The organism is Neisseria basseii (assembly GCF_962707005.1).
Lineage (GTDB): Bacteria > Pseudomonadota > Gammaproteobacteria > Burkholderiales > Neisseriaceae > Neisseria > Neisseria bergeri.
The window spans coordinates 122,412-148,022 of record NZ_CAUIXH010000001.1 but is presented as its reverse complement, the minus strand read 5'-3'; the positions used below and the strand labels follow the sequence as shown (position 1 = coordinate 148,022).

At 51.3% G+C, this 25,611-nt stretch carries 26 protein-coding genes; 10 read left to right on the top strand and 16 right to left on the bottom strand.

The window, feature by feature from the left end; all coding sequences use genetic code 11:
* Positions 1 to 39: 39 nt before the first annotated feature.
* The 11 genes from Q9I99_RS00805 to metF all read right to left on the bottom strand — a co-directional run bounded on the left by Q9I99_RS00805 (position 40) and on the right by metF (position 14,263).
* Entirely contained in the window at positions 40 to 2,868 is a 2,829-nt protein-coding gene (locus Q9I99_RS00805; RefSeq protein ID WP_301667775.1) for a 2-oxoglutarate dehydrogenase E1 component, read from the bottom strand.
* 204 nt (positions 2,869 to 3,072) lie between these two features.
* The gene (gene gltA, locus Q9I99_RS00800; RefSeq protein ID WP_301667776.1) at positions 3,073 to 4,356 is read right to left on the bottom strand and encodes a citrate synthase; all 1,284 of its coding nucleotides are present in this window, start codon (positions 4,354 to 4,356) and stop codon (positions 3,073 to 3,075) included.
* A 111-nt stretch (positions 4,357 to 4,467) separates the two neighbouring features.
* Entirely contained in the window at positions 4,468 to 4,716 is a 249-nt protein-coding gene (locus Q9I99_RS00795; RefSeq protein ID WP_107819319.1) for an FAD assembly factor SdhE, read from the bottom strand.
* Positions 4,717 to 4,719: 3 nt separating this feature from the next.
* Positions 4,720 to 5,427, bottom strand: coding sequence for a succinate dehydrogenase iron-sulfur subunit (locus Q9I99_RS00790; RefSeq protein WP_003678833.1), 708 nt, complete (start codon positions 5,425 to 5,427; stop codon positions 4,720 to 4,722).
* 118 nt (positions 5,428 to 5,545) lie between these two features.
* Positions 5,546 to 7,309: a succinate dehydrogenase flavoprotein subunit gene (gene sdhA / locus Q9I99_RS00785; RefSeq protein ID WP_301667778.1), complete on the bottom strand. Its 1,764-nt coding sequence runs from the start codon at positions 7,307 to 7,309 to the stop codon at positions 5,546 to 5,548.
* Positions 7,310 to 7,311: 2 nt separating this feature from the next.
* On the bottom strand, positions 7,312 to 7,653 hold the full coding sequence (sdhD, locus tag Q9I99_RS00780; RefSeq protein WP_003741798.1) for a succinate dehydrogenase, hydrophobic membrane anchor protein: 342 nt from the start codon (positions 7,651 to 7,653) through the stop codon (positions 7,312 to 7,314).
* A complete protein-coding gene (sdhC, locus tag Q9I99_RS00775) occupies positions 7,647 to 8,024 on the bottom strand; it encodes a succinate dehydrogenase, cytochrome b556 subunit (RefSeq protein ID WP_118792680.1) in 378 nt (125 codons plus the stop codon). The genes sdhD and sdhC overlap by 7 nt, the downstream gene beginning before the upstream one ends.
* Positions 8,025 to 8,306: 282 nt before the next feature.
* On the bottom strand, positions 8,307 to 9,710 hold the full coding sequence (locus Q9I99_RS00770) for a dihydrolipoyl dehydrogenase (protein ID WP_301667955.1): 1,404 nt from the start codon (positions 9,708 to 9,710) through the stop codon (positions 8,307 to 8,309).
* 248 nt (positions 9,711 to 9,958) lie between these two features.
* Positions 9,959 to 10,696, bottom strand: coding sequence for a redoxin family protein (locus Q9I99_RS00765; RefSeq protein WP_002221128.1), 738 nt, complete (start codon positions 10,694 to 10,696; stop codon positions 9,959 to 9,961).
* Between the two features lie 276 nt (positions 10,697 to 10,972).
* On the bottom strand, positions 10,973 to 13,249 hold the full coding sequence (gene metE, locus Q9I99_RS00760; RefSeq protein WP_301667781.1) for a 5-methyltetrahydropteroyltriglutamate--homocysteine S-methyltransferase: 2,277 nt from the start codon (positions 13,247 to 13,249) through the stop codon (positions 10,973 to 10,975).
* A 135-nt stretch (positions 13,250 to 13,384) separates the two neighbouring features.
* Positions 13,385 to 14,263, bottom strand: coding sequence for a methylenetetrahydrofolate reductase (metF, locus tag Q9I99_RS00755; RefSeq protein ID WP_002217399.1), 879 nt, complete (start codon positions 14,261 to 14,263; stop codon positions 13,385 to 13,387).
* A gap of 199 nt (positions 14,264 to 14,462) precedes the next feature.
* Between metF and Q9I99_RS00750 the strand changes: the two genes are divergently transcribed.
* Positions 14,463 to 14,738 carry a type B 50S ribosomal protein L31 gene (locus Q9I99_RS00750; protein ID WP_002217400.1) on the top strand — a complete coding sequence of 92 codons (276 nt, stop codon included), beginning with the start codon at positions 14,463 to 14,465 and terminating at the stop codon, positions 14,736 to 14,738.
* Entirely contained in the window at positions 14,738 to 14,863 is a 126-nt protein-coding gene (ykgO, locus tag Q9I99_RS00745; RefSeq protein ID WP_002222621.1) for a type B 50S ribosomal protein L36, read from the top strand. The genes Q9I99_RS00750 and ykgO overlap by 1 nt, the downstream gene beginning before the upstream one ends.
* 104 nt (positions 14,864 to 14,967) lie before the next feature.
* Here ykgO and Q9I99_RS00740 read toward each other — a convergent pair whose 3' ends face one another.
* Positions 14,968 to 15,168 (bottom strand): protein MIGRI, encoded by a 201-nt coding sequence (locus Q9I99_RS00740; protein WP_301667792.1) that lies wholly within the window; start codon positions 15,166 to 15,168, stop codon positions 14,968 to 14,970.
* A gap of 157 nt (positions 15,169 to 15,325) precedes the next feature.
* Here Q9I99_RS00740 and metX point away from each other — a divergent pair, with 157 nt between their 5' ends.
* The 3 genes from metX to Q9I99_RS00725 all read left to right on the top strand — a co-directional run bounded on the left by metX (position 15,326) and on the right by Q9I99_RS00725 (position 17,996).
* Positions 15,326 to 16,465, top strand: coding sequence for a homoserine O-succinyltransferase MetX (metX, locus tag Q9I99_RS00735; RefSeq protein WP_301667793.1), 1,140 nt, complete (start codon positions 15,326 to 15,328; stop codon positions 16,463 to 16,465).
* Complete coding sequence (gene metW / locus Q9I99_RS00730) at positions 16,462 to 17,043, top strand: methionine biosynthesis protein MetW (RefSeq protein WP_002213791.1); 582 nt, start codon at positions 16,462 to 16,464, stop codon at positions 17,041 to 17,043. The genes metX and metW overlap by 4 nt, the downstream gene beginning before the upstream one ends.
* Positions 17,044 to 17,159: 116 nt before the next feature.
* Positions 17,160 to 17,996, top strand: coding sequence for an NMB0938 family lipoprotein (locus Q9I99_RS00725; RefSeq protein ID WP_301667795.1), 837 nt, complete (start codon positions 17,160 to 17,162; stop codon positions 17,994 to 17,996).
* Positions 17,997 to 18,043: 47 nt separating this feature from the next.
* On the opposite strand, the gene efp is transcribed toward Q9I99_RS00725, so the two are convergent.
* Genes efp through Q9I99_RS00710 form a run of 3 tightly spaced genes read right to left on the bottom strand, consistent with a single transcriptional unit; the run spans position 18,044 to position 20,092 of the window.
* Positions 18,044 to 18,604, bottom strand: coding sequence for an elongation factor P (gene efp, locus Q9I99_RS00720; RefSeq protein WP_002219406.1), 561 nt, complete (start codon positions 18,602 to 18,604; stop codon positions 18,044 to 18,046).
* Positions 18,605 to 18,646: 42 nt separating this feature from the next.
* The gene (gene earP / locus Q9I99_RS00715) at positions 18,647 to 19,795 is read right to left on the bottom strand and encodes an elongation factor P maturation arginine rhamnosyltransferase EarP (protein ID WP_301667805.1); all 1,149 of its coding nucleotides are present in this window, start codon (positions 19,793 to 19,795) and stop codon (positions 18,647 to 18,649) included.
* Positions 19,796 to 19,813: 18 nt separating this feature from the next.
* Positions 19,814 to 20,092 (bottom strand): hypothetical protein, encoded by a 279-nt coding sequence (locus Q9I99_RS00710; protein WP_301667806.1) that lies wholly within the window; start codon positions 20,090 to 20,092, stop codon positions 19,814 to 19,816.
* Between the two features lie 126 nt (positions 20,093 to 20,218).
* Between Q9I99_RS00710 and Q9I99_RS00705 the strand changes: the two genes are divergently transcribed.
* The 5 genes from Q9I99_RS00705 to rlmB all read left to right on the top strand — a co-directional run bounded on the left by Q9I99_RS00705 (position 20,219) and on the right by rlmB (position 23,913).
* Positions 20,219 to 20,887 (top strand): carbonic anhydrase, encoded by a 669-nt coding sequence (locus Q9I99_RS00705; protein ID WP_107863273.1) that lies wholly within the window; start codon positions 20,219 to 20,221, stop codon positions 20,885 to 20,887.
* Between the two features lie 50 nt (positions 20,888 to 20,937).
* Positions 20,938 to 21,879, top strand: a complete 942-nt coding sequence (gene miaA, locus Q9I99_RS00700; protein ID WP_301667807.1) for a tRNA (adenosine(37)-N6)-dimethylallyltransferase MiaA — start codon at positions 20,938 to 20,940, stop codon at positions 21,877 to 21,879.
* Between the two features lie 3 nt (positions 21,880 to 21,882).
* Positions 21,883 to 22,602, top strand: a complete 720-nt coding sequence (gene tadA, locus Q9I99_RS00695; RefSeq protein WP_301667808.1) for a tRNA adenosine(34) deaminase TadA — start codon at positions 21,883 to 21,885, stop codon at positions 22,600 to 22,602.
* 4 nt (positions 22,603 to 22,606) lie between these two features.
* The gene (locus Q9I99_RS00690) at positions 22,607 to 23,095 is read left to right on the top strand and encodes a DUF456 domain-containing protein (protein WP_301667809.1); all 489 of its coding nucleotides are present in this window, start codon (positions 22,607 to 22,609) and stop codon (positions 23,093 to 23,095) included.
* A gap of 65 nt (positions 23,096 to 23,160) precedes the next feature.
* The gene (gene rlmB, locus Q9I99_RS00685; RefSeq protein ID WP_301667811.1) at positions 23,161 to 23,913 is read left to right on the top strand and encodes a 23S rRNA (guanosine(2251)-2'-O)-methyltransferase RlmB; all 753 of its coding nucleotides are present in this window, start codon (positions 23,161 to 23,163) and stop codon (positions 23,911 to 23,913) included.
* A gap of 60 nt (positions 23,914 to 23,973) precedes the next feature.
* On the opposite strand, the gene Q9I99_RS00680 is transcribed toward rlmB, so the two are convergent.
* Positions 23,974 to 25,365: a nucleobase:cation symporter-2 family protein gene (locus Q9I99_RS00680; RefSeq protein ID WP_118792691.1), complete on the bottom strand. Its 1,392-nt coding sequence runs from the start codon at positions 25,363 to 25,365 to the stop codon at positions 23,974 to 23,976.
* Between the last annotated feature and the right edge of the window lie 246 nt (positions 25,366 to 25,611).

Sequence of the window (25,611 nt, the reverse complement as noted above, 5' to 3'; positions counted from 1 at the left end):
CATTCCGCCTGAACAATTTCAAACGGAATACCGCTAGGCTTACAACGCCAAAGCGTCTTCAACCAATTGTTTCAATTGAGCAATGTGTTTGCTTGAGTAGCCCACTGCAGGCGATGCGCTGCTTGGACGACCGGCATAAGACAGTTTTTGCTCTTCGCTGATAACGTCTTCGATGCGGTGGCGGATTTGGTAGAACGCACCTTGGTTTTTCGGCTCTTCTTGTGCCCAAACCACAGATTTTGCGTTCGGATATTTCGCCAGTTCAGCTTTAACCTCTTCGTATGGGAACGGATACAGCTGCTCAACGCGGACGATAGCAACATCATCTTCCAGTTTACGTTCGGCACGACCGGCTTCCAAGTCATAGTAAACCTGACCGGCACACAATACTACGCGTTTCACGCTGTCGTTGCTTGCGCGTTCGGCGGTATCGCCGATAACCGGACGGAAAGTCGAACCTTCTGTAAAGTTTTCCAGCGGGCTCATTGCACCTTTGAAGCGCAACAGGCGTTTGGACATGAAAATCACCAGCGGTTTGCGGTATGAACCCAAGACTTGACGTTGCAAGAGGTGGAACATTTGCGACGCTTCAGACGGCATGATAACTTGCATATTGTTTTCAGAACACAGTTGCAACCAACGTTCTACGCGTGCAGAAGAGTGCTCAGGACCTTGACCGTCGTAACCGTGCGGCAGGATGGTGGTCAGGCCGCACAAGCGACCCCACTTGGTTTCGCCTGAGGACAGGAATTGGTCAATAGTCACTTGCGCACCGTTGGCGAAGTCACCGAATTGAGCTTCCCAAATGGTCAGTTTGTCAGGTGCGGAGCAGGCAAAGCCGTACTCAAACGCCATCACGGCTTCTTCGTTCAAAATGGAGTCGATAACCAGAAACTCGCCCATTCCTTCGCCCATATGGCGCAGAGGAACATAAGTACCGTCGTCCCATTTTTCGCGTTTTTGATCGTGCAGAACGGCATGACGGTGTGAGAATGTACCGCGGCCGGAGTCCTCACCGGAGATACGCACACCATGACCTTTGGTTACAAGGCTGGCGTATGCGAGGGTTTCCGCCATACCCCAGTCGATAGGCTGTTTGCCGGATGCCATGGCTTTACGTGCTTCGATCACACGTTTTGCAGTCGGATGCAGGGCAAAGCCTTCCGGTACAGCGGTGAATTTCTCGGTAAGACGCTCAATATCCGCGGCAGGCAAACCGGTTTCGATTTTTTCGCGCCAATCTTTGCCTTGGTATTTGCTCCAGTCGATTTGTGTGCGTTGGAAGTTGCTCAACGTTGTTTGTTCAACATGTTCGCCTTTATCCAAAGCATCACGGTAGGCTTGGATGTAACCGTCAGCCTCAGCTTGGGTGACCACGCCTTCGGCAATCAGTTGTTCGGTGTACAAAGCACGCGCACCAGGGTGTTGCGATACTTTTTTGTACATCATCGGTTGGGTCAAGGTCGGATCATCGCCCTCGTTGTGGCCCCATTTACGGTAGCAAACAATGTCGATCACGATGTCTTTATGGAATTTTTTGCGGTAATCCAAAGCAGCTTGAATGGCAAAGCAAACGCGTTCGGGATCGTCGCCGTTCACATGGATAACCGGGGCGGAAACCATTTTCGCGATATCGGTACAGTGTACGGTTGAACGGGTATCGCGGATATCGGAAGTGGTAAAGCCGATTTGATTGTTGATGACGATATGAACCGTACCGCCTGTGGTATAACCGCGTGTTTTAGACAGGTTGAATGTTGCTTGGTTGACACCCAAACCGATAAATGCGGAATCGCCGTGAATCAATACCGGCAAGACTTTATCGCGGCCGTTTTCGCCCAAACGTTTTTGTTTGGCGCGTGCAGAACCTTCCACTACCGGGTTAACAATTTCCAAGTGGGACGGGTTAAATGCCAAAGAAACGTGCATCGGACCATGCGGAGTGGCGATGTCGGAGCTGAAGCCCATGTGGTATTTTACGTCGCCGCTAGGCAATTTGATTTCGGCACGACCTTCAAATTCGGCAAACAAATCACCGGGTTTTTTGCCCAAAATGTTCACCAAAACATTCAGACGGCCACGGTGTGCCATACCGATGATGACTTCTTCCACGCCGTCTTTACCGGCGTTTTGAATCAGGTAGTTCAAACCGGCAATCGCGCTTTCGCCGCCTTCGACACCAAAGCGTTTTTGACCGACATATTTGGTATGCAGATAGCGTTCCAGAGTTTCGGCAGCGGTCATCTCTTTCAAGATACGGCGTTTTTGATCGGCATTGTAATGCGGTGTGGACAATACGCTTTCAAAATAGTTGCGTACCCAACGACGCTCTTCGGTATTGGGAATATAGATATATTCCAATGCGATGTGGCCGCAGTAGGTTTGTTTGAGGTTGCTGATGATTTGGGACAAGGGCAGCTTGCCGCGATTGGCAAAATCGCCCTCTCCCATATTGAATTGAAGCGCCATATCGGCATCAGACAGACCGTGGAATTTCGGATCGAGGGCTTCAATGTCGCGCGGAGGGATACGTTTGAGCGGATCGAGCCGTGCCGCACCCACGCCTTGGATACGATAGGCGGAAATCAGCCGTAAAACGCTGACTTGCTTTTTCAGCATTGCCTCATCCGCACCGCCCGCAACGGCAGATGCAATTTTCTTTTTCGCCAAAGTAACAAATGATTCGCGTATCGGTGTGTGTGCGACATCGACAGCAACCGTCCCCGGCTGTTTGCTCAAATCGGTGAAATACTGCTTCCATTTTTCATCAACCGCATCGGGGTTTTCCAAAAAAGCCTCGTACAATTCCTCAATGTAGGGTGCGTTCGAACCGAACAGGTAAGAGAAATTGAGTTTTTCGTCCATCATGGCGTGCGCTCTTTTCTTTAAAATATAAACAAAGGGTAGAAATCCGCGTCCTGACGGCGGAACTGATGCCGTCTGAAAAGACATTTTATTCTACCCTATTTTAAACCGGATTGCTTGCATTGATTTCATCCGACTACAATCAGACGGATTCGGGAAACAATCCGGTTCTCTGATATTGCCTGTTTGACAATATATTAATGTATGTTACCTCTCGCCTGCCGGCACATAATCGCGGCGTTCCGAACCGGTATAAAGCTGGCGGGGACGGCCGATTTTCAGCGAAGGATCGCTAATCATCTCGTGCCAGTGCGAAATCCAGCCCACGCTGCGCGACAGGGCGAAGATGACGGTAAACATTTCGGTCGGGATGCCCAGCGCGGACAGGACGATGCCGGAATAGAAATCGACATTGGGATACAGTTTGCGTTCGATAAAGAACGGGTCTTTCAGCGCAATCTGTTCCAATTCCATCGCCAGTTTGAATTTCGGACTGTCTTCCAGACCCAATTCTTTCAAAACTTCATAGCAGGTTTCGCGCATAATGCTGGCACGCGGATCCATATTGCGGTATACGCGGTGTCCGAAGCCCATCAGGCGGTATTTGCGCTGTTTCACGCCTTCCATATATTCGGCAACATTGGACACATCGCCGATTTCGTCCAGCATTTTCAACACGGCTTCGTTCGCGCCGCCGTGCGAAGCACCCCACAGGCAGGCGATACCGGCAGCAATACAGGCAAACGGGTTCGCACCCGAAGACCCTGCCAGACGGACGGTCGAAGTTGAGGCGTTTTGCTCATGGTCGGCATGCAAAATAAAGATGCGGTCGAGCGCGCGCGCCAAAACAGGATTGGGTTTGTAGTCTTCACACGGCGTGGCGAACATCATATGAAGGAAGTTTTCGGAATAAGAAAGATTATTCTTCGGATAATTGAACGGCAGACCGTTTGAATAGCGGTAGCACATTGCCGCAATGGTCGGGATTTTGGAAATCAGGCGGTAAATCGCGATTTTGCGGTGTTCGGGATTGGTAATGTCCAAGCTGTCTTGGTAGAACGCAGACAGCGCGCCGACCACGCCGACCATCATCGCCATCGGATGCGCGTCGCGGCGGAAACCCCGGAAGAACCAAGTCAGCTGTTCATGCACCATCGTGTGGCGGCTGACGGTATTGTCAAATTCTGCCTTTTGCTCGGGAGTCGGCAGTTCGCCGTAAATCAACAGGTAGCAGACTTCCAAATAATCGGATTTTTCGGCCAGCTGCTCGATGGGGTATCCGCGATAATAAAGTAAGCCTTGATCGCCGTCGATATAAGTAATTTTAGACTCACAGCTTGCGGTTGAAACAAATCCGGGGTCGAAGGAAAACAAACCTGTATTTTTTGTCAGCCCCCGAATGTCAACCACATCATGCCCGATGCTGGCTTCCAATACCGGCAAATCCAAGCCTGCCTGACCCGGTACGTTGAGTTTGATTGATTTGGACATATTATCGCTCCTTTGCAAGTTGTAACCCACGTTGCTGCATCCGCAGCACGTTCTTTGCCTTCAGACGGCCTTTGCATTTTGAAATCTGCCCGCAGGCAGATTTCGGATGCCTCATGCCCGTCTGATTTTTTCAAGCATCGGGATAAGGTGCCCTTTGTCCGTTGCCGAATGCCCGTTAATCAAGGCAAGCAATTCTTGATCTTGAAATTCAAGGATTTCGGAAAACTCGGACAGCTCTTTATCGCTCAAATGCTCGAATTCTTTTTCCATAAACCTGCCGAAGATTAAATCTAATTCCAACAATCCCCGGCGGGTTTGAAAACGGATTTTCCGTTTGGCAATATCGTCAAAAACCATCATTTCTTAAACGGCCCGCTTCAACATAATCTCTTTAATCTTGCCGATGGCACGGGTCGGATTCAAGTGTTTGGGGCATACGTCCACACAGTTCATAATGGTGTGGCAGCGGAACAAACGGTACGGATCGTTCAAATTGTCCAAACGCTCATTAGTGATGGTATCTCGGCTGTCCGCAATGAAGCGGTAGGCGTTCAGCAAGCCGGACGGACCGACGAATTTGTCGGGATTCCACCAGAACGACGGGCAGGCGGTCGAACAGCAGGCGCACAAAATACATTCGTACAAGCCGTCCAACTCTTTGCGCTCTTCCTGAGTTTGCAGACGCTCTTTGTCCGCATCAATAGGATTGTCGTTAACGACATAAGGTTTGATGGAATGGTATTGTTTGAAGAACTGGGTCATATCCACAATCAGGTCGCGGATGACGGGCAGACCGGGCAACGGGCGGATTTTGACAGGCTGTTTCAGGCTGCGTAAATCGGTCAGACACGCCAAGCCGTTTTTGCCGTTGATGTTCATACCGTCAGAACCGCAAATACCTTCGCGGCAGGAACGGCGGAAAGACAGGGTATCGTCTTGCGCTTTCAGACGCACCAAAGCGTCCAAAAGTTTCACGTCGGTCGGCTCCAATTCCAACTCGTAACGTTGCATATAAGGCTTGGCATCAACGTCCGGGTTGTAACGGTAAATTTCAAAACTCATTTTTTCCATGAGAAGTGTTCCTTTCTCATCAACTGCCCAATGATTTTGTATTATGGATTCAAGCAGTTCAATGTGGGTATGGTTAGATTTCAGACGGCCTCTAAGACAGATGCCGTCTGAAAATGCATCAATAAACGCGTTTGGCCGGTTTGATATATTCCACGCTCAAAGGCTTGGTATGTACCGGTTTATAAGACAAGGTATTGGTGTCCGAATGATACAGGGTGTGTTTCATCCAGTTTTCGTCATCGCGCTCAGGATGGTCGTCTGAAGCGTGCGCGCCGCGTGATTCTTTACGTGCTTCGGCAGACACCAAAGTCGCTTTCGCCACTTCAATCAGGTTGTCCAATTCCAAAGCCTCGATACGCGCGGTATTCCACACTTTGCTCTTGTCCTTGATTTCGGTACGTTTCACGCGCTCGGCAATCTCCATCACCTGTTTCACACCTTCCGCCAAAATCGCATCGGTACGGAACACGCCGGCGTGCAATTGGACGGAGCGTTGCAGTTCGCGGCGCAGCGCATCGACGTTTTCGCCACCGGTTTGGTTATCCAAGCGTTCGATACGTTGGCGAGTCAGTTCGCCGGCATTTGCAGGCAGAGGTTTCCAGCAGTTTTGTTCTTTGATGAATTTAATCATACTGTCGCCGGCAGCTTTACCGAATACTACCAAGTCCAGCAGGGAGTTTGTACCCAAACGGTTCGCACCGTGTACGGAAGCACAAGCGCACTCACCTGCGGCATACAGACCTTTTACAGGCACTTCGTACTCGTCGCCTTGAGGAACGACAACTTCGCCATGATAATTGGTCGGAATGCCACCCATCATGTAGTGGGTAGTCGGCACGACAGGAATCGGGTCTTTAATCGGGTCGATACCGGCAAACTGGATGGAAATCTCGCGGATGCCCGGCAGTTTTTCCATAATTTTTTCGGCACCGATATGGTCGATTTTCAGCAATACATGGTCTTTGTTTTTACCGCAGCCGCGACCTTCGTAGATTTCCATCGCCATCGCACGGGAAACCACGTCGCGCGAAGCCAAGTCTTTTACGGTCGGCGCATAGCGTTCCATAAAGCGTTCGCCGTCGGCATTCAACAGAATACCGCCCTCACCGCGTACGCCTTCGGTAATCAATACGCCCGCACCCGCCACGCCGGTCGGGTGGAATTGCCAAAATTCCATATCTTCCAACGGAATGCCCGCACGGGCGCAAATGCCCAAACCGTCGCCGGTATTCATATAGGCATTGGTAGAAGAAGCATAAATACGACCGCCACCGCCGGTAGCAAACATCACGGCTTTAGCGTGGAAAATATAAACTTCGCCGGTTTCCATTTCCATGGCAGTCACACCGACGACGTCGCCGTTTTCATCACGAATCAAATCTTGCGCCGTCCATTCCACAAAGAATTGCGTATTGGCACGGACGTTTTGCTGATACAGGGTATGCAGCATCGCATGACCGGTACGGTCGGCAACTGCGCAAGCACGTTCTACCGCGCGTTTACCGTGTTCGGCAGTATGACCGCCAAAAGGACGTTGATAAATTTTGCCGCTTTCCACGCGGTCAAAAGGCATACCCATGTGTTCCAACTCAATCACCGCTTCGGGCGCTGCGCGACACATAAACTCAATCGCATCTTGGTCGCCTAGCCAGTCGGAACCTTTCACGGTATCGTACATATGCCAGTCCCAACGGTCTTCCTGCACATTACCCAGCGAAGCGGAAATACCACCCTGCGCCGCTACGGTATGCGAACGGGTCGGAAACACTTTAGATAAAACGGCACAATTCAGACCGGATTTGGATAATTGGAGGGCTGCGCGTAAACCTGCACCACCACCGCCGACAATTACGGCATCAAACTTGCGAACAGGAAAACCCATACTTACCCCCAAATTACTTTAACTGAATACACCAAGCAACCGACCAACCAAACGATGGTGGCAACCTGCAAAAACAAACGCACGCCGAAGGGTTTGATATAGTCCATCCACAAATCGCGGATACCCACCCAAGCGTGCAAAAATACGGCGATAAAGCTGACCTGAGTGAACACTTTCACCCAAACTTGATCGAAAAATGCCTGCCATGCCGAATATTCTTTAGGCAGGGTAAACAGAATCACTAAAAGTGCAACGGTATAGATCAACATGATAACCGCAGTCGCACGCTGCATCGCCCAATCGCGCAAACCGTAATGCGCACCGGTCAATTTACGCTCTACCATAACAACGCTCCCAAAACGACAGTCAGCACCAAAGCTGCGGTAAAGACAAATTTAGCGGTGTTCCGTGCAGTATTCAGCTCAAGGCCTTTGTGCGCATCCAAAAATAAAAAGCGGATACCGGCAAGGGAATGGTGCAGATAAGCCCACAATACGCCGATTAAGACCAGCTTGACCAAAGGATGAGAAACAATGGCACGGTAAGTTTCAAATGCAGACTCTTGACTTAGGGTACCGGACAGGAAATACAACAGGAAAGGCAGCATAATAAACAGCCCGACCCCGCTGATGCGGTGAAGGATGGAAACTATCCCGGGTATCGGCAGACGGATGTTCGGCAAATCCAGATAAACAGGACGCGGTTTGACAGACATAGTCAATTCCTCTGTAGTTATATATCGACTCAAAAACCGTAAACCCATTGCTACATTGGGTTACATAAACGTTAATTTACCTGTTTTATCCCATTTTGAACAGTGTATTTTAAAAACAAACTGATAGATTTTGACAAACACGCGTGAAAACAGCAGATTAAAAGAAAGATTTTTAGTTTTGCCCCATTCCCGACACGGTATCAGCATCCGACCTCCAACCCCATCCTCAAAAATAAAATGCCGTCTGAAAAAATTTCAGACGGCATTGTTTTGCCATATCGGTCAGGCTTTCAATTTCGCATCGGCATCGCGCAACGCGGTACGCAGACCTTCCTCGATAACGGGATGGTAGAACGGCATCTCCAGCATTTGAGGAACGGTCATCTTCATTTGATGCGCCCAAGCCAACAGGTGCGCCAAATGTTCGGCGGCAGGACCTACGATTTCCGCACCGATGAAGCGGCCGGTTGCTTTTTCAGCATACAGGCGCATATGGCCTTTGTTTACCAGCATCACGCGGCTGCGGCCTTGGTTTTTGAACGACACTTCGCCAATGACAAATTCGTCTGGCTGGTATTGCGCGGCAACTTGCGCGTATTTCAAACCGACAAAGCCGATTTGCGGATTGGTAAACACCACGCCGATGGTGCTGCGGCGCAAACCGCTGCCGATATTCGGGTAGCGGCCTGCATTGTCGCCGGCAATCTTGCCTTGGTCGGCGGCTTCGTGCAGCAGAGGCAGTTGATTGGACGCGTCGCCCGCGATAAAGATATGCGGAATGCTGGTTTGCATGGTCAGCGGATCGGCAACGGGTACGCCGCGCGCGTCTTTTTCGATATTGATGTTTTCCAAACCGATATTGTCAACGTTCGGACGGCGGCCTACGGCTGCCAGCATATATTCGGCAACAAATACGCCTTTTTCGCCGTCCTGCTCCCAATGGACTTCTACATTGCCGTCCGTATCGAGTTTAACCTCGGTTTTAGCATCCAGATGCAGTTTCAATTCTTCGCCGAACACGGCTTTCGCTTCGTCTGAAACGACAGGGTCGGAAATGCCGCCGATGATGCCGCCCAAGCCGAAAATTTCGACTTTCACGCCCAAACGGTGCAATGCCTGACCCAGTTCCAAACCGATAACGCCCGGCCCGAACACAGCAACGCTCTTAGGCAGCGTATCCCATGAGAAAACGTCGTCGTTGATAATCAAACGGTCGCCCAAAGACTGCCACTGCGGTAGGATGACGGGACGCGAGCCGGTAGCAATCACGAAACTTTTTGCCGTGATTTGGGTATGGTCGTCGATTTGGACGGTATTCTCGTCGATAAATTTAGCCGAACCCATAATGCGCTTGTCGGCAGGCCACTCTTCCACATCGGCAACGACAAAGCCGACAAAACGGTCGCGCTCGGATTTGACACGCTGCATAACCTCTTCGCCGTTGACGACAATGCTGTCTTTATCCAAATGCACGCCGAACGGGTCGGTATGCAATGCGTGATGACGCGCTTCTGCGGCGGCAATCAAGAGTTTGGAAGGCATACAGCCCACGCGCGCGCAGGTCGTGCCGAACACATTGTTTTCAATCAGGTAAACATTATCCGAATGTAAACGGGCATTGCGAAACGCACCCATACCGGCAGTACCGCCGCCGATTACGACGACATCCGCTTGAATTTTTTTCATAATCTTTGTCCTTCCATTTTCGTCTGAAACACTGCCGACACGGAATATATTGGCTTCAGACGGCATTTAAATATTTTCCCAATCAAAAACATTATTCAGATAAATAAAAACAAAATTTCGATTGAGTGCAACAATATCCAAATCCTCTTATAAATATAGAGTTATTCGGAGCGGCAGTATAGAACCGCCCGAATAACTCTATCCGGTACATCAGACAGTTTAATCAAACTGCCTTAAGCAAACAGCTATCAGTTTTTAGCCAAGTAAGCTTCCAAATCTTCGCTGCCGCCGATGTATTTACCGCCGATGAAGACTTGCGGGGCAGTCATCTTGCCGGTAATAGCGCGAACGGAAGTAACGGTTGCATCTTTGCCCAATACGATTTCTTCGTAAGACAAACCTTTGTCTTGCAAAGCTTGTTTGGCTTTAGCACAGAATTGGCAGCCGGGTTTGGTAAAGATGGCAACAGACTCTTGAGCCTTCCAATCGGGAGCAACAAATTTCAGCATAGTATCTGCATCGGATACTTTGAAAGGATCGCCCGGTTCTTCAGGTTCGATGAACATTTTTTCTACCACGCCGTCGTTAACCAGCATGGAGTAACGCCAAGAACGTTTACCGAAGCCCAAGTCTTCTTTGCCGACCAGCATACCCATACCTTCGGTAAATTCGCCGTTGCCGTCAGGAATCATGTAGATGTTGTCTGATTCTTCTTCGGCAGCCCAAGCGTTCATTACGAAAGTATCGTTTACAGATACGCAGTAGATTGCGTCAACGCCGTTTTCTTTGAACGCGCCGAACAATTCGTTGTAACGCGGCAAGTGTGAAGAAGAACAAGTCGGAGTAAATGCGCCGGGCAGAGAGAATACGACTACTTTTTTGCCTTTGAACAAATCGTCAGTAGACACATCTTTCCAAGTGTCGCCGACGCGGGTGCGGAATACTACGGAAGGTACTTTTTGACCGGTACGATCTTGCAAAGCCATTTTGAGCTCCTTAATAGATAGGTTTAAGAAATGATTGTGAATCGCTGGGCATTCTACCCCGAATAAGTCGATTTGTATAATTTATAGTTCAAATAATATTAATTATTCAAAACTATTAATCACCAACCTCGACCAACTTTTTACAGTATATAAAGCCATGCCTAAAAAAAACAAGTCTTATTTGAGAAAAATTCTTAGAAACTCCCCTACGCTCATTTGAAAACAGAAATGCCGTCTGAAAAGTATTCAGACGGCATCTGATCACGTTATCCCTGCTTATTTAGCCAGTTCGGCACGCAGTTTGTGGGTTACGTTCATCATCACTTGGAGTTGTTCCAGAGTTTCTTTCCAGCCACGGGTTTTCAGGCCGCAGTCAGGATTCACCCACAGACGCTCAACCGGTACAACCTCGATGGCTTTGCGCAACAGGTGTTCCACTTCAGCTTCAGTCGGTACGCGCGGGCTGTGGATGTCGTAAACACCCGGACCGATGTCGTTCGGGTATTTGAACTCGCCGAACGCAGTCAAGAGTTCCATGTCGGAACGTGAAGTCTCAATGGTGATCACGTCCGCATCCATTGCAGCAATCGCAGGCAGGATATCGTTGAACTCAGAGTAGCACATATGAGTGTGGATTTGTGTGCTGTCTTCGCAACCGGTAGAGGACAAGCGGAAGGATTCACCCGCCCAGTTCAGATAGGCATCCCAATCGGCGCGTTTCAAAGGCAGACCTTCACGGATGGCAGGTTCGTCGATTTGGATGACTTTGATGCCGGCTTTTTCCAGATCCAATACTTCGTCGTTCAGAGCCAGTGCGATTTGTTTGCACACGGTAGAGCGAGGAATATCGTTGCGGACAAAAGACCATTGCAGAATGGTTACAGGGCCGGTCAACATGCCTTTCATCGGGCGTTTGGTCAGGCTTTGTGCGTAAGTAGACCAAGCTACGGTCATGGCTTCAGGACGGCTTACGTCACCAAAGATGATAGGTGGTTTAACGCAGCGTGAGCCGTAGCTTTGTACCCAGCCGTATTGGGTGAATGCAAAACCGCTCAACAATTCGCCGAAGTATTCAACCATGTCGTTACGCTCGGCTTCGCCGTGTACCAGTACGTCCAAGTCCAGTTTTTCTTGCTCTTCAACCACCAAGGCGATTTCTTTTTTCATCGCGGCTTCGTAATCGGCAGCAGACAGTTCGCCTTTTTTGAAGGCTGCGCGTGCTTGGCGGATTTCGGTAGTTTGCGGGAAAGAACCGATGTTGGTCGTCGGCAGCAGGGGCAGGTTCAACCATGCTTGTTGCGCTTTGATACGGTCGGCAAATGGAGATTTGCGTTGGTCTGCGTTGGCAGGCAAATCAGCCAGGCGTTTGGCAACGTCTGCGCGGTGGATTTCGCTGCTGTTGGCACGGGAGTCTGCGGCAGCTTGGCTGGCGGCCAGTTCTTCGGCAACAGAATCACGGTCTTCGTTCAATGCGGCTTTCAGAACGCGCAATTCTTGGGTTTTTTGCAGGGTGAATGCCAACCAAGAGTACAGGTCGGGTTTGTTGGCTTTCAGTTTTTCTTCAACTGACAAGTCAAACGGAGTGTGCAGCAGCGAGCAAGAGCTGGAAATCCACAAACGGTCGCCCAGTTTGGCTTGCAGAGGCTCGACAGTTTCCAAAACTTTGTTCAGGTTGGCGCGCCAAATGTTGCGGCCATCAATCACGCCAGCAGACAGGACTTTGTCGTAGTCGGCGAACGCGTCCAGTTGCTCGGGAGCGCGTACCAAATCGATGTGCAGGCCGTCAACAGGCAGGGATTTCAGCAATGCGGCATGTTCGGCAACGGAACCGAAGTAAGTGCTCAACAGGATTTTGGCGTTGACTTTGCTCAAAGTGGCGTAAACGTCTTTGTAGGCTTCCACCCATTCTTTAGGCAGATCGACAGCCAAAGCAGGTTCGTCGATTTGAATCCACTCGGCACCGGCTTCAACCAAAGCAGTCAGGATTTCAACGTAAACAGGCAACAGTTTAGGCAACAGGCTCAGGCGGTTGAATTCGACTGCGCCTTTTTCTTTACCAACCCACAGGAAAGTTAATGGGCCGACGATGGTCGGTTTGGCTTTCAGGCCCAAAGCTTGGGCTTCTTGCAGTTGTTGAACGTAGTGTTTGGCGTTGGCTTTGAATTCGGTATCGGCGTGGAATTCAGGCACCAAGTAGTGGTAGTTGGTGTCGAACCATTTGGTCATTTCGATAGCGAATTGGTCTTTGTTACCACGGGCCAGTTGGAAGAATTGTTCCAAAGACAGGTTTTGGCTGTCGAAGCCGAAACGGGCAGGGATGGCACCGGTGGCAACTTGCAGGTCGAGGATGTGGTCGTAGAAAGTGAAATCGCCTACAGCAACGTAATCAGCGTTGGCAGCAGCTTGGTGTTTCCAGTTTTTCTCGCGCAAGTCTTTAGCAACAGCCAGCAATTCTTGCTCGCTGATTTCTTTGCGCCAGTATTTTTCTTGTGCGAATTTCAATTCGCGGAAGGCACCGACGCGTGGGAAGCCTGAAAAATGTAATGTTGTCATGTTGAACTCTCCAGTTGGATTTTGTAAGGACCGGTTCGATCCGAATCGGCCGGTATTGTAAATCAGAATGGCCAGGATGGGGCGGCATTTTGCTTTTCAGACGGCCTCGGATGCCGTCTGAAGCCGTTTTCAGCTTTAAGGGCGCACGCCCAAAATATGGCAGATGGCGTAAGTCAGCTCGCTGCGGTTAAGCGTGTAAAAGTGGAAATCTTTCACGCCTTCGCGGGACAGGACTTTGACCATATCGATGGCGATACTGGCGGCGACGAGGTTGCGCGTGCCTTGGTCGTCGTCCAAACCTTCATACATTTGCGACAGCCAGCTTGGGATTTTGACGTTGGTTACTTGCGCCATTTTACCGAGCTGCTTGAAGTTGGTAACAGGCAAAATACCGGGGACGATTTCCACATCGATACCCAACATCACGCAGCGGTCGCGGAAGCGCAGGTAGCGTTCCACATCAAAGAAAAATTGGGTGATGACGTGGTTTGCGCCCGCATCGATTTTTCGCTTCAGGTTAATCAGGTCGGCTTGTGCGGATTTGGCTTCGGGATGTACTTCGGGATATGCCGCTACGGAGATGTCGAAGTCGGCGACGGAGCGCAGGAGTTTGACCAAGTCTTCGGCATAAAACGGTTTTTTCTCATAACCGGGCGGCTCGTCGCCGCGCAGGGCGACAATGCGGCGGATGCCGCTGTCCCAATAATCTTTGGCGATTTGGCGCAATTCGTCGGGGGATGCATCGATGCCGGTCAGGTGCGGCGCGGCTTCCAAGCCGGTTTCCTGTTTGATGCGTTTGACGATGCCGTGCGTGCGGTCGCGTTCGCCGGAGTTTGCACCGTAGGTTACGGATACGAACTTGGGATGCAGGGTTTGCAGACGGTGGATGGAATCCCACAGCATCGTTTCCATTTGCTCGTTTTTCGGCGGGAAAAATTCAAACGAAACGTTGATGTCGCCTTTCAAATCGGAAAGGCTGTTGTTTAACGCATTGATTTCTTTTGCGTAATTCATGGCTGCGTACCTTTTATTATCTTTTATATGATATTTCAGGCAACATAATAAAGTTGCGCCAAACATGAGTCAATTTCAAAATTTTCAGATTTATCATGAAAATTTCTAATATATTACAAAAATAGTTAAATTTCCTTGTACAGCCCTTCTAAACTATGTTAGAGTTTGTTATGTTATAACACTTCAAGCAAGGCAATATATGAAACCGAATATTCATCCTGACAATTATCGAACCGTTCTTTTTTTCGACAGCAGCGCCAATGAAGGCTGGCTGATTCGTTCTTGCGCTGAAACGCACGGAAAAACGATGGTTTGGACGGACGGCAAAGAATATCCGCTGTTTTCGCTGGATACTTCTTCCGCATCCCATCCCGTCTATACCGGCAAGCAGCGCAACGTCAATACCGAAGGCCGCGCCAGCAAATTCAACCAACGTTTCCAATCCGTCATGTCATCGTTTAGAAAGGACAAATAATGCAGGTTCTGTCTTCACTCAAAACCGCCAAACAACGCCACCGCGACTGTCAGATTGTCAGACGTAAAGGCAAAGTTTACGTCATCTGCAAAAGCAATCCGCGTTTTAAAGCGCGCCAACGCTGACCCCCTGCCCTTCCTGCTTCGGTTGTAAAGCCCCTCCTGCCGCAAGCCCTTTTCAAATGTGCCGTCTGAAACAGAAAAATACGTTTCAGACGGCATTTTTTCCGTCAATACGAATCTGGAATGTGTTTGAAATACAGCATGATCAAATACCAAAACAGCGTCGCCGCGGCTGCACCAAGCAGCACCCATGCGCTGATTTTGGCGACTTCGCGCAGGGCACGTTTTTGCCTGCGACTGAAAAGGCGGTTGATAATCAGCGCGGCAAGTGCGAAAAAGAAAAAAATACGGAAAAGTCTGCCTATCATATAGGGAAGCGGTGGAGGTCGTCTGAAAAAGTATGGATCGGTTGCGGCGGCATGGGGACGGATGTTTCAGCGCGTCGGGCTGCTTGTCCGACCGTGTCAAAAAATCATGCCGTTTGCTATATAATAACGCTTTTCGCCGCATTTGTTGGAACAGGATATGAGTCAAAATGCCTCGGTGGGCATTGTAACGCCCCAAAAAATTCCGTTTGAGATGCCGCTGGTTTTGGAAAACGGTAAAACTTTGCCGCGTTTCGATCTGATGATTGAAACCTACGGCGAGCTGAATGCCGAAAAAAACAATGCGGTTTTAATCTGCCACGCGCTGTCGGGCAACCATCACGTTGCAGGCAGGTATTCGGCGGAGGATAAATATGCCGGCTGGTGGGACAATATGGTCGGACCCGGCAAACCGATTGATACGGAACGTTTTTTCGTGGTCGGTTTGAACAATCTGGGCGGCTGCGACGGCAGCAGCGGACCTTTGTCGATCAATCCTGAAACGGGTAGGGAATATGGCGCGGATTTTCCTGTGGTTACGGTGAAGGACTGGGTAAAATCCCAAGCCGCGCTTGCCGATTATCTCGGCATCGAACAATGGGCGGCGATTGTCGGCGGCAGCTTGGGCGGTATGCAGGCTTTGCAGTGGACGATTTCCTATCCCGAGCGCGTGCGCCATGCCTTAGTGATTGCCTCCGCGCCGAAACTGTCCACACAAAATATCGCGTTTAACGATGTGGCGCGTCAGGCGATTTTGACCGACCCCGATTTCAATGAAGGACATTACCGCAGCCGCAACACCGTTCCTGCGCGCGGTTTGCGGATTGCCCGCATGATGGGACACATTACGTATCTTGCCGAAGACGGTTTGGGCAAAAAATTCGGACGCGATTTGCGTTCCAACGGCTATCAATACGGCTATGGCGTTGAATTTGAAGTAGAATCCTATCTGCGCTATCAGGGCGACAAATTCGTCGGGCGGTTTGATGCCAACACCTATTTGCTGATGACCAAGGCTTTGGACTATTTCGATCCGGCGGCGGATTTCGGCAACAGCCTGACCCGCGCCGTACAGGATGTGCAGGCAAAATTCTTTGTCGCCAGCTTCAGCACCGACTGGCGTTTCGCGCCCGAACGTTCGCACGAACTGGTCAAGGCCCTGATTGCCGCACAAAAGCCGGTGCAGTATATCGAAGTAAAATCCTCACACGGGCACGATGCCTTTTTAATGGAAGACGAAGCCTATATGCGCGCGGTCGCCGCCTATATGGACAACGTTTATAAGGAATGTCAGCAATGAACCTGCGCGATGATTTGCAACTGATTTACGACCGGATACCCGAAGGCAGCCGCGTCTTGGACTTGGGCTGCGGCGACGGCGAACTGCTTGCCGCCTTGGTCGAACACAAAAAATGCAGCGGCTACGGCATCGAAATCGACACAAATAGCGTCATCGCCGCCATGTCGCGCGGCGTGAATGTTATCCAAGCCGATTTGGAAGAAGGTTTAACCGCATTCAACGATCAAAGTTTTGATGTGATTGTGTTGAGCCAGACCATCCAAGCGATGCAGAATACCGAAAAAATCCTGCGCTGCCTGATGCGCGTTGCCAAACAGGCGATTGTCAGCTTCCCGAATTTCGGCTACTGGCGCAACCGCGTCCAAATCGCACTCGGCGGCCATATGCCCGTTTCCGAACGTATGCCCTACCATTGGTACGACACGCCCAATATCCATTGGTGCACGCTCAAAGACTTTGATTTGTTGTGCGCCAAAAACAACATCCGCGTGCTTGAGCGCGCCGTGATGACGGGCAACAGACAGGTCAAACATTTCCCCAACCTTTTGGGCAGCCTTGCATTTTACCGCGTCGGGTAAGACAGGTTGAGAACCTTGTCGGCAATAACGGGTTCTTCGGTTCTATTAACAACAGGCCGTCTGAAAAATGAAACGTCAGGTTTTCAGACGGCCTCTTTAATACTGGAAACAATAGAATGAAAAACAAAACCTCATCACTTCTCTTATGGCTTGCCGCAATCATGCTGACCGCGTGCTCTCCGAACAAAGAAGATAAAACCAAAGAAACCGGCGCATCTGCCGCTTCGTCCTCCGCGTCATCAGCTTCTTCCCAAACCGATTTGCAACAGGCCGCATCCGCCCCTGATAACGTCAAGCAGGCAGAAAGCGTGCTGCCGTCAAATTGCACCGACCTGCACCCCGCCACCGGCATTGACGATCTCATGCAGCAAATCGCCGAACACATCGACTCGGACTGTCTGTTTGCCCTTTCCCATCACGAACTGGAAACCCGTTTCGGCTTACCCGACAGTGGCTATGACAACATACAGCGGCTGCTGTTTCCCGACATCCGCCCTGAAGATCCCGACTACCATCAGAAAATCATACTGGCAATTGAAGACTTGCGTTACGGAAAGCGCACGATCAGCCGGCAGGCACAAGATGCCTTGATGGAACAGGAACGCCGCCTCCGAGAAGCGACGCTGTTGCTGACACAGGGCAGCGAAGAAACCCGCGGGCAAGGCGAGGAGCCGAAACGCACGCGTTATTTTGAAGTTTCGGCAACCCCTGCCTATTCGAGCCGGCACAACAACGGACTTGGCGGCAATTTCCAACACATCAGCCAATTGCCCGGCTATCTGAAAATACACGGAGAAATGCTTGAAAACCAATCACTCTTCCGGCTGTCCAACCGTGAACGCAATCCCGACAAACCGTTTTTAGACATCCATTTTGACGAAAATGGCAAAATCACGCGTATTGTCGTTTACGAAAAAAACATCTACTTCAATCCAAACACGGGGCGAATATAAAAAAATGCCGTCTGAAAGCCTTTCAGACGGCATTTTTCGGCAGGGCATCAGGCGCGTTTGCGGAATTCGCCGGTGCGGGTGTCAATTTCGACTTTGTCGCCGTTTTCGATGTAAGACATCACTTGGATTTCAGTGCCGCCGACCAGACGCGCGGTTTTCATCACTTTGCCGGAAGTATCGCCTTTGACGGCAGGCTCGGTGTACTCGACTTCGCGCACGATGATGGTGGGCAGTTCGACAGAAATGGGGTTGCCTTCATAGAAGGTAACTTCGCATTGGTCTTCCATACCGTCAACGATGAATTTCAACGCGTCGCCGATATTGTCGGCTTCGATTTCGTATTGGTTGAATTCTTCGTCCATAAAGACGTACATCGGGTCGGCAAAGTAGCTGTACGTACAGTTTTTGCGGGACAGGATGACCACGTCGAATTTGTCGTCGGCTTTGTAAATGGTTTCAGAAGCCGCGCCGGTCAGCAGGTTTTTCAGTTTCATGCTGACTTTGGCGGAAGAGCGGCCGCCTTTGATGTATTCGGTTTTTTGAACGACCATAGGATCGTTGCCGACCATAAATACATTGCCGGCGCGCAGTTCTTGTGCTGTTTTCATTGTGATTTTCCAATCAAATCGGTTGTCGTAAAACGCGCTATTCTAGCGTATTTTTTGATGCTTTGAAACAAAGGCGGCGAGTTTTTCGGATGCGGAAGGCTGCCCGAAAAGATAACGGCTCCAATCCTCCGCGCCTTGCCGCCAGCCGTTTTGATGTTGTTGCAGGGTTTGCCAACATTCGAGGCGTTGCGTGGCGGATAAAGCCTCTCCGCCGTTGAGGTCGTCTGAAAGGCGGCGGTGTGCCGATGCGGTTTCGGGAGAGTAGAAACCGTGTGCCTTATCCCAAAAGGCGTGGAGTTTGTCGAGATGGACGTTTTCATCTTGCGGGTAGATGTGCCAAAAGAAGGGTTTGCCCGCAAGCTGGGCGCGGACGAAACTGTCTTCGCCGCGGATGACGGCGCAGTCGGCGATGTGCAGCAGTTGGTCGAAATCCTGTTGTGGCACGAACGGGATTTTGACGAGGCGGACGGATGCCGTCTGAAAAACATCGCCGTCGTTTTGTAGGGCATTTTGCGGAATAACGCCGCTTTGTTTGAGGCTGTCGATAATTTGCGCCCCCGCCAGCAGCAGGGTTAGCGGGCTGTCTGCCTGTTGCCACATGTCCAGCCACTTTGCCCAAATATCGCTCCGATAGCCGAAAAGCAGCCATTCGGGCGCGTTTTTTTCGGGAAGCATCAGCCGCTGACGCAGGGCTTCGGTATTGAAACGGACGGCATCTTGGTAATCACGTTCGCGTATCAACCCGCCGCTTTTTTCGCTGAAACCCATAAACCAAAAATATTTTTGAACGCCCTCCTGCGGCGAAGGCATCAGGTGCAGCCTTTCATTGCTTTCTTCCGCGCTCAAATATTCCCAATTCAGCCAAAGCGGTTTGTGTCGGCGGATGATGTGCAGCACATTTTCGGGCAGGTCGCAGGCAAAAGTTTCGATGACGACATCGGGAACAGGCGCGGTATCAATATCTGCCGCATCGGAATGCCAAGTGCGGACATGAATATCCTGATGAACGCAGGGAACATCGGGCAAATCAGGGCAAAGCGTACGCAAGGCGGACACGTTGTCCGTCCACAAATGCACCTGCCAACCGAGTTCACGGTGCAAAACACGGGCGAGCCGCCACGAAACGCCGATGTCGCCGAAATTGTCGATGACCTTGCAAAAAATCCAACAGACAAAAGGAGGAGTATTCATAGAAATAACGGAAACGGGCTAAAACGCGCCAAAATAGTGGAACAAATACACAACCAGCAAAACAATCGGAACAAACAGAAACATAGTTTGACGTTTCAAATCAAACTCTTGTTTCAAATGATGTTTGATGGTGTCGAAAAGGATGAATTTGAACAAAAACGTCGCTTCGCAGGCAAGAATGATGCCGTTGATTAAGTGTTGCGCCGCATCTTTAGGCGGATTGACGGCGAAAACGGCAAGCGTCGCCAAGGGTATCAGGCAGACGACGAGCCAGCGGACAAGCAGGTTTCGGAACATCGCAAGGCTTTCAAACAAAAAAAGCAAAACGCCATTATCGCCTCAAGAACGTACCTTGTCTAACGGCAGCATCGGGCATAGACTGTCGGCAATGCCGTCTGAAACGCGCATCAAAAGGAGAAATACATGAACAAAACCAAACAGGACATTTTTGAATACAACCGCCGCTGGGCAGAAGAACAGTTGCAGCACAACCCTCATTTTTTCGAGACGCTCTCCGCAAATCAAACGCCTGACTACCTCTACATCGGCTGTTCCGACAGCCGCGTTACTGCCGAAGAAATGATGGGCATGAAGCCGGGCGAGGTATTCGTCCACCGCAACATCGCCAATATGGTCAACCCTCTGGACATCAATGCTGCCAGCGTGGTCGGCTACGCGGTCGATCATTTGAAAGTCAAACACATCGTCGTCTGCGGACACTACAACTGCGGCGGCATCAAAGCCGCCATGCAACCCTGCGACTACGGCGCGTTGAACCCGTGGCTGCGCAACATCCGCGACGTGTACCGGCTGCACCGCGAAGAGCTGGACGCGATTGACGACGAAAACATACGCTACGACCGTTTGGTCGAACTGAACGTTCAGGAACAATGTATCAACATCATCAAAATGGCGGAAGTCCAAAAACGCTATCTGAACGAGCATTATCCTACCGTCCACGGCTGGGTGTTCGATATCCGCTCCGGCAGGCTGAAAGACCTGGGTATAGATTTCGAACGAATTTTGAAAGACATACAAAAAATCTACGACCTCACCGACAGACAATGGGCGGTTCCGCAAACCAAAATATAACGTCGGCGCGCTTTCCGCTATAATCCGTATTTTTCCAAACCCGAAACATTATGCCGACCCCGAAAGCCTTTGCCCTGCTCGGGCCGACCGCCTGCGGCAAAACCGCGCTCGCCCTCAAAATCGCCGAAACCCTGCCGGTCGAAATCATCAGCCTCGATTCCGCGCTGGTTTACCGCGACATGGACATCGGCACGGCGAAACCGTCCGCCTCCGAACGCGCCTTTGTCCCGCACCACCTTATCGACATCATTACGCCCGTTCAGACATACAGTGCCGCCCGTTTTGTCGAAGACTGCACGCGTCTGATCGGCGAAATCACGGCGCGGGGAAAATGTCCGCTGATTGTCGGCGGCACGATGATGTATTTCCGCGCCCTGACCCAAGGTTTAAACGATTTGCCCGAAGCCGATGCCTGCCTGCGTGCCGACTTGGACGAACAAAAACAGATGTACGGCTTGGATTTTCTCTACCGCACCCTGCAAAAAGTCGACCCTGAAACAGCATGCCGTCTGAAACCGAACGACAGCCAGCGCATCGAACGCGCTTTGGAAGTTTATTATTTAACCGGCAAACCGATGAGCGAACACCTCGGCAGCCCAACCTCCCATACGCTCCCCTTCGATTTGCATACCGCCGCCCTGATTCCCGAAAACCGCGCCCGCCTACATGAAAACATCGCCCTGCGTTTCCACCTGATGCTTGAACAGGGCTTTATCGGCGAAGTAGAAAACCTGCGCCGCCGCTATCCCAGCCTGACCGCCGACTCCCCTGCCATACGCTGCGTCGGCTACCGTCAGGCGTGGGAATATCTGGACGGGAAAACCGATTTCCCAACCTTTGTCGAAAAAGGCATTGCCGCCACGCGCCAACTTGCCAAACGCCAACTGACTTGGTTGCGCAAAACACCTTTAGACTGCGTTGCCGACCCGTTTTCAGACGGCACTTCAGGCACGCGCCTGATTGAGGCGGCAAAACGGTTTTTCGGTGCATAAACTATGCTGACCACGCCGCCGCTCGCCCCCAAAACCGTCGCCGCCCTGCACAGGATCGGTATCCGTACGCTCGAAGAACTGCGGCAAAACGGTTCGGTCAAAGCCTTTCTGCTGCTCAAAGCATCAGGTTTGACCCTCACGAAAAGCACGCTGTGGCAACTCGAGTCGCTGCTGAACGGCACACTCCCGCAAGAAATCACGCAACACGACAAAACCCGCCTGCTTGCCGAGTTGAAAAACCATCCGCCCGTCGCCGCCTTTCCGCCGCAGGAAGAAATGGAACACTTCATGCGCGAAGCACTGCGCCAAGCAGAACAATCCGCCGCCGACGGCGAAATACCCGTCGGGGCAGTCATCGTTTCAGACGGCAAAATCATCGCAGCGGCACACAACACCTGCATTGCCGACTGCAATGTCAGCCGCCATGCCGAAATCAACGCCTTGGCACAGGCAGGCAGCGAAATGCAAAACTACCGCCTTGACGGATGCGACATATATATCACCCTCGAGCCCTGCGCCATGTGCGCGTCCGCACTGATACAGGCACGAATCAGGCGCGTGATCTACGGGGCGGTAGAACCCAAAACCGGCGCGGCAGGCAGCATCGTCAACCTGTTTGCCGACAAACGCCTCAATACGCACACCGCCATACGGGGCGGAATCCTGCAAGAAGAATGCCGCTCCGTATTAAGCTGTTTTTTTCAGAACAAAAGAAAAGGTTGAACCTATGACCGCCTTGCTCGTCATCCTCGCCCTCGCCCTGATAGCCGTCGGTACGGCGGGCATCGTTTACCCCGCCCTCCCCGGATTAGCATTGATGTTTGCCGGAACATGGCTGCTTGCCTATGCCGGCGGATACCAAATCTACGGCGCAGGCATCCTGTGGCTGGTCGGACTCATCAGCCTTGCCGGCATACTGACGGACTATGTGGCAGGTATATGGGGAACAAAATATACCGGAGCGGGCAAGCTCGCCGTTCGCGGTGCATTGATCGGCAGCATCATCGGCATGTTTTTCTCCCTTCCCGGCCTTGTACTCGGCCCGCTAATCGGCGCGGCGGCAGGCGAACTGATCGATCGGCGCAATATGCTTCAGGCAGGTAAAGCGGGCTTGGGTACGCTATTGGGACTTGTCGTCGGAACGGCATTCAAAATCGGCTGCGCCGTATCCATCTTGTTTATCCTATTGGTGAAATACATCGCATACCTGTTTTAACCCCTTCAGACGGCATACCGGCAAATTGCTATAATGCCGTCTGAACCCTTTTGACAAACACCATTATGGCAAACCAAAGACCTATCTACGGCTTCCACGCCGTCAATGCCCGTTTGTGGCAAAACCCGAAATCGATTACCGAACTCTACATCCAAGAAGGCAAAAACGATGCCCGTACGCGCGAAGTGTTGGAAAAGGCGGCAAACGAAAACATCCGCGTATATTTTGTTGACACCACCCGTCTTGATGCCATCAGCAAAGGCGCGCGCCATCAGGGTGTGGCCGGATTTATCGATGCCTCCAAAAACCACGTCCATCTCGAAGACGTATTGGAAAACTTGAGCGAACCGCCGCTGCTGCTGATACTTGACGGCATCACCGATCCGCACAACCTCGGCGCGTGTCTGCGTACCGCCGACGCGATGGGCGTACACGCCGTCATCGCACCGAAAGACAAAAGCGCGGGACTGAACGCCACCGTCAGCAAAGTCGCCTGCGGTGCCGCGGAAACCGTCCCCTACATCACCGTAACCAACCTCGCCCGCACCCTGCGCGAGCTGAAAGAATACGGCATCTGGATTATCGGCACCGACATGGGCGGCGACGCCGACCTTTACCATTGCGATCTGCCCGACAGCGCGGCATGGGTGATGGGCAACGAAGGCGACGGTATGCGCCGCCTCACGCGCGAACACTGCGATATGCTGGTGTCGATACCGATGTTCGGCACGGTCGAAAGCATGAACGTCTCCGTGTCCGCCGGAATGGTATTAAGCGAAACCCGCCGACAACGCGTATTGAAAAACGAAAAAGCGTAAGCCTCAAAACAATGCCGTCTGAAACAGGGATTCCGTTTCAGACGGCATTCGTTTTCAAAATCAGTGTTCCAAGTGGTCGGTATCAAACTTGACCGCCGCCTCGGTTTTATCTTCGGGCAAGACCAAATTCAGCAAGACTGCCGTAATGCCGCCGGCGGAAATAGAGTTTTGGAACAAGACGGGCAGGTTCTTAAACACTTCCGGCTCAAACGCCACGCCCAAGCCCAAACCAACCGACGTTGCCGCAATCACCGCCTCGCGCCTGCGGATGCCGTGGCTGACCAAAATCCGCACGCCCGCAATCGCAATCAAGCCGAACATCAAAACCATCGCGCCGCCCAACACCGGACTCGGAATCGTCGTAAACGCGCGACCGACAACGGGGAACAGACCCAACAGCACCAAAATCACGGCAATATATTTGCCCACATGACGCGAAGCTACGCCGGTCATCTGAATCACGCCGTTGTTTTGCGCAAACGTCGTCAGCGGCAGCGAACCCAAAGCCGTCGCAATCACCGACACCAAGCCGTCAGCCAACACGCCGCCGCGTAGGCGTTTGGTGTATTCCTCGCCTTCAATCGGCTGGTCGGACACCATTGCCGTCGCGGTCAAATCGCCTACCGCCTCAAACACGCTCAACAGGAAAATCGCACCCGCCACAATAAATGCGTGCCAGTCAAAAGCAAAACCATATTTAAACGGTACGGGCAGCGTAACCAGCGGCAGGTTTTGCAGTGCGGAAAAATCCACCTTACCCAAAAACAGCGCGACAATGTAGCCGACAATCAGACCGACCGCGATGCCGCTCATCCGCAGCAGCGGATTTTTCATGCAGTTGAATATCAACACAATCAGCAACACCAGCGAAGCCAACCCCAAGTTTTCCATCGAGCCGAACGTGCCGTCCGCCTTCGCGCCGAAGCCGCCACCGAAATCGGTAATGCCGACGTGTACCAAACTCAGACCAATGAGCATCACGACCACGCCGCTAACCGTCGGCGTAATCACTTTTTTCAAATACGGCAGAAGCCACGCCGAGAAACACACCAAAAACGCGCCGACAAACGATACACCCAAGAGCGTCGAAATCATCGCATCCTTAGTCAAACCGCCCTCTTTCATCCCCGCGCCGAGCGCAATCATGACGGTAACGAACGAGAAATTCACCGACTGGATGGACAGCATCCCCGAACCGACCGGTCCGAAGCGGTTGACCTGCAAATAAGTGCCGACACCCGACGCAACCATCGCCATCGACACGAGATACGCCGTCATTTCCACCGGCAGTTCCAGCGCGCCGCCCACAATCAGCGCGGGCGTAATCATCGGCACAAAAATCGCCAAAAGATGGGTAACGGCACTCAAGAGCGCATTACCGAACGGCGGCCTGTCTTCCAAACCGTACACCAAATCAGGCGAATCCGCCTGTTTTTTCATTGTTTCAGCCATTGGAGTCTTTCTATCCGTTGTCAAACGTTAAAAAATTTTAAGAACGAAATTGTAACGAATCAAAGATTCCTTATCAATTCAAATCCTCATGTGCAAAAACACCACCGGTTGTCCGAATTCAAATTTCTTTGAATTTCCGCACCGGACAGTCCTTCATTTTCAGGGAGCCTTCATGCGCTTAACACATTTTAATCCTCAACCGCGCATCCACTGCTTAAACCCAATAATTTCATGATTATAAAAAAT

Coding starts and splice junctions, on each gene's coding strand:
- Q9I99_RS00805 (WP_301667775.1), bottom strand. CDS start 2,868: ATGATGGACGAAAAACTCAATTTCTCTTACCTGTTCGGTTCGAACGCA.
- gltA (WP_301667776.1), bottom strand. CDS start 4,356: ATGTCCAAATCAATCAAACTCAACGTACCGGGTCAGGCAGGCTTGGAT.
- Q9I99_RS00795 (WP_107819319.1), bottom strand. CDS start 4,716: ATGATGGTTTTTGACGATATTGCCAAACGGAAAATCCGTTTTCAAACC.
- Q9I99_RS00790 (WP_003678833.1), bottom strand. CDS start 5,427: ATGGAAAAAATGAGTTTTGAAATTTACCGTTACAACCCGGACGTTGAT.
- sdhA (WP_301667778.1), bottom strand. CDS start 7,309: ATGGGTTTTCCTGTTCGCAAGTTTGATGCCGTAATTGTCGGCGGTGGT.
- sdhD (WP_003741798.1), bottom strand. CDS start 7,653: ATGGTAGAGCGTAAATTGACCGGTGCGCATTACGGTTTGCGCGATTGG.
- sdhC (WP_118792680.1), bottom strand. CDS start 8,024: ATGTCTGTCAAACCGCGTCCTGTTTATCTGGATTTGCCGAACATCCGT.
- Q9I99_RS00770 (WP_301667955.1), bottom strand. CDS start 9,710: ATGAAAAAAATTCAAGCGGATGTCGTCGTAATCGGCGGCGGTACTGCC.
- Q9I99_RS00765 (WP_002221128.1), bottom strand. CDS start 10,696: ATGGCTTTGCAAGATCGTACCGGTCAAAAAGTACCTTCCGTAGTATTC.
- metE (WP_301667781.1), bottom strand. CDS start 13,249: ATGACAACATTACATTTTTCAGGCTTCCCACGCGTCGGTGCCTTCCGC.
- metF (WP_002217399.1), bottom strand. CDS start 14,263: ATGAATTACGCAAAAGAAATCAATGCGTTAAACAACAGCCTTTCCGAT.
- Q9I99_RS00750 (WP_002217400.1), top strand. CDS start 14,463: ATGAAACCGAATATTCATCCTGACAATTATCGAACCGTTCTTTTTTTC.
- ykgO (WP_002222621.1), top strand. CDS start 14,738: ATGCAGGTTCTGTCTTCACTCAAAACCGCCAAACAACGCCACCGCGAC.
- Q9I99_RS00740 (WP_301667792.1), bottom strand. CDS start 15,168: ATGATAGGCAGACTTTTCCGTATTTTTTTCTTTTTCGCACTTGCCGCG.
- metX (WP_301667793.1), top strand. CDS start 15,326: ATGAGTCAAAATGCCTCGGTGGGCATTGTAACGCCCCAAAAAATTCCG.
- metW (WP_002213791.1), top strand. CDS start 16,462: ATGAACCTGCGCGATGATTTGCAACTGATTTACGACCGGATACCCGAA.
- Q9I99_RS00725 (WP_301667795.1), top strand. CDS start 17,160: ATGAAAAACAAAACCTCATCACTTCTCTTATGGCTTGCCGCAATCATG.
- efp (WP_002219406.1), bottom strand. CDS start 18,604: ATGAAAACAGCACAAGAACTGCGCGCCGGCAATGTATTTATGGTCGGC.
- earP (WP_301667805.1), bottom strand. CDS start 19,795: ATGAATACTCCTCCTTTTGTCTGTTGGATTTTTTGCAAGGTCATCGAC.
- Q9I99_RS00710 (WP_301667806.1), bottom strand. CDS start 20,092: ATGTTCCGAAACCTGCTTGTCCGCTGGCTCGTCGTCTGCCTGATACCC.
- Q9I99_RS00705 (WP_107863273.1), top strand. CDS start 20,219: ATGAACAAAACCAAACAGGACATTTTTGAATACAACCGCCGCTGGGCA.
- miaA (WP_301667807.1), top strand. CDS start 20,938: ATGCCGACCCCGAAAGCCTTTGCCCTGCTCGGGCCGACCGCCTGCGGC.
- tadA (WP_301667808.1), top strand. CDS start 21,883: ATGCTGACCACGCCGCCGCTCGCCCCCAAAACCGTCGCCGCCCTGCAC.
- Q9I99_RS00690 (WP_301667809.1), top strand. CDS start 22,607: ATGACCGCCTTGCTCGTCATCCTCGCCCTCGCCCTGATAGCCGTCGGT.
- rlmB (WP_301667811.1), top strand. CDS start 23,161: ATGGCAAACCAAAGACCTATCTACGGCTTCCACGCCGTCAATGCCCGT.
- Q9I99_RS00680 (WP_118792691.1), bottom strand. CDS start 25,365: ATGGCTGAAACAATGAAAAAACAGGCGGATTCGCCTGATTTGGTGTAC.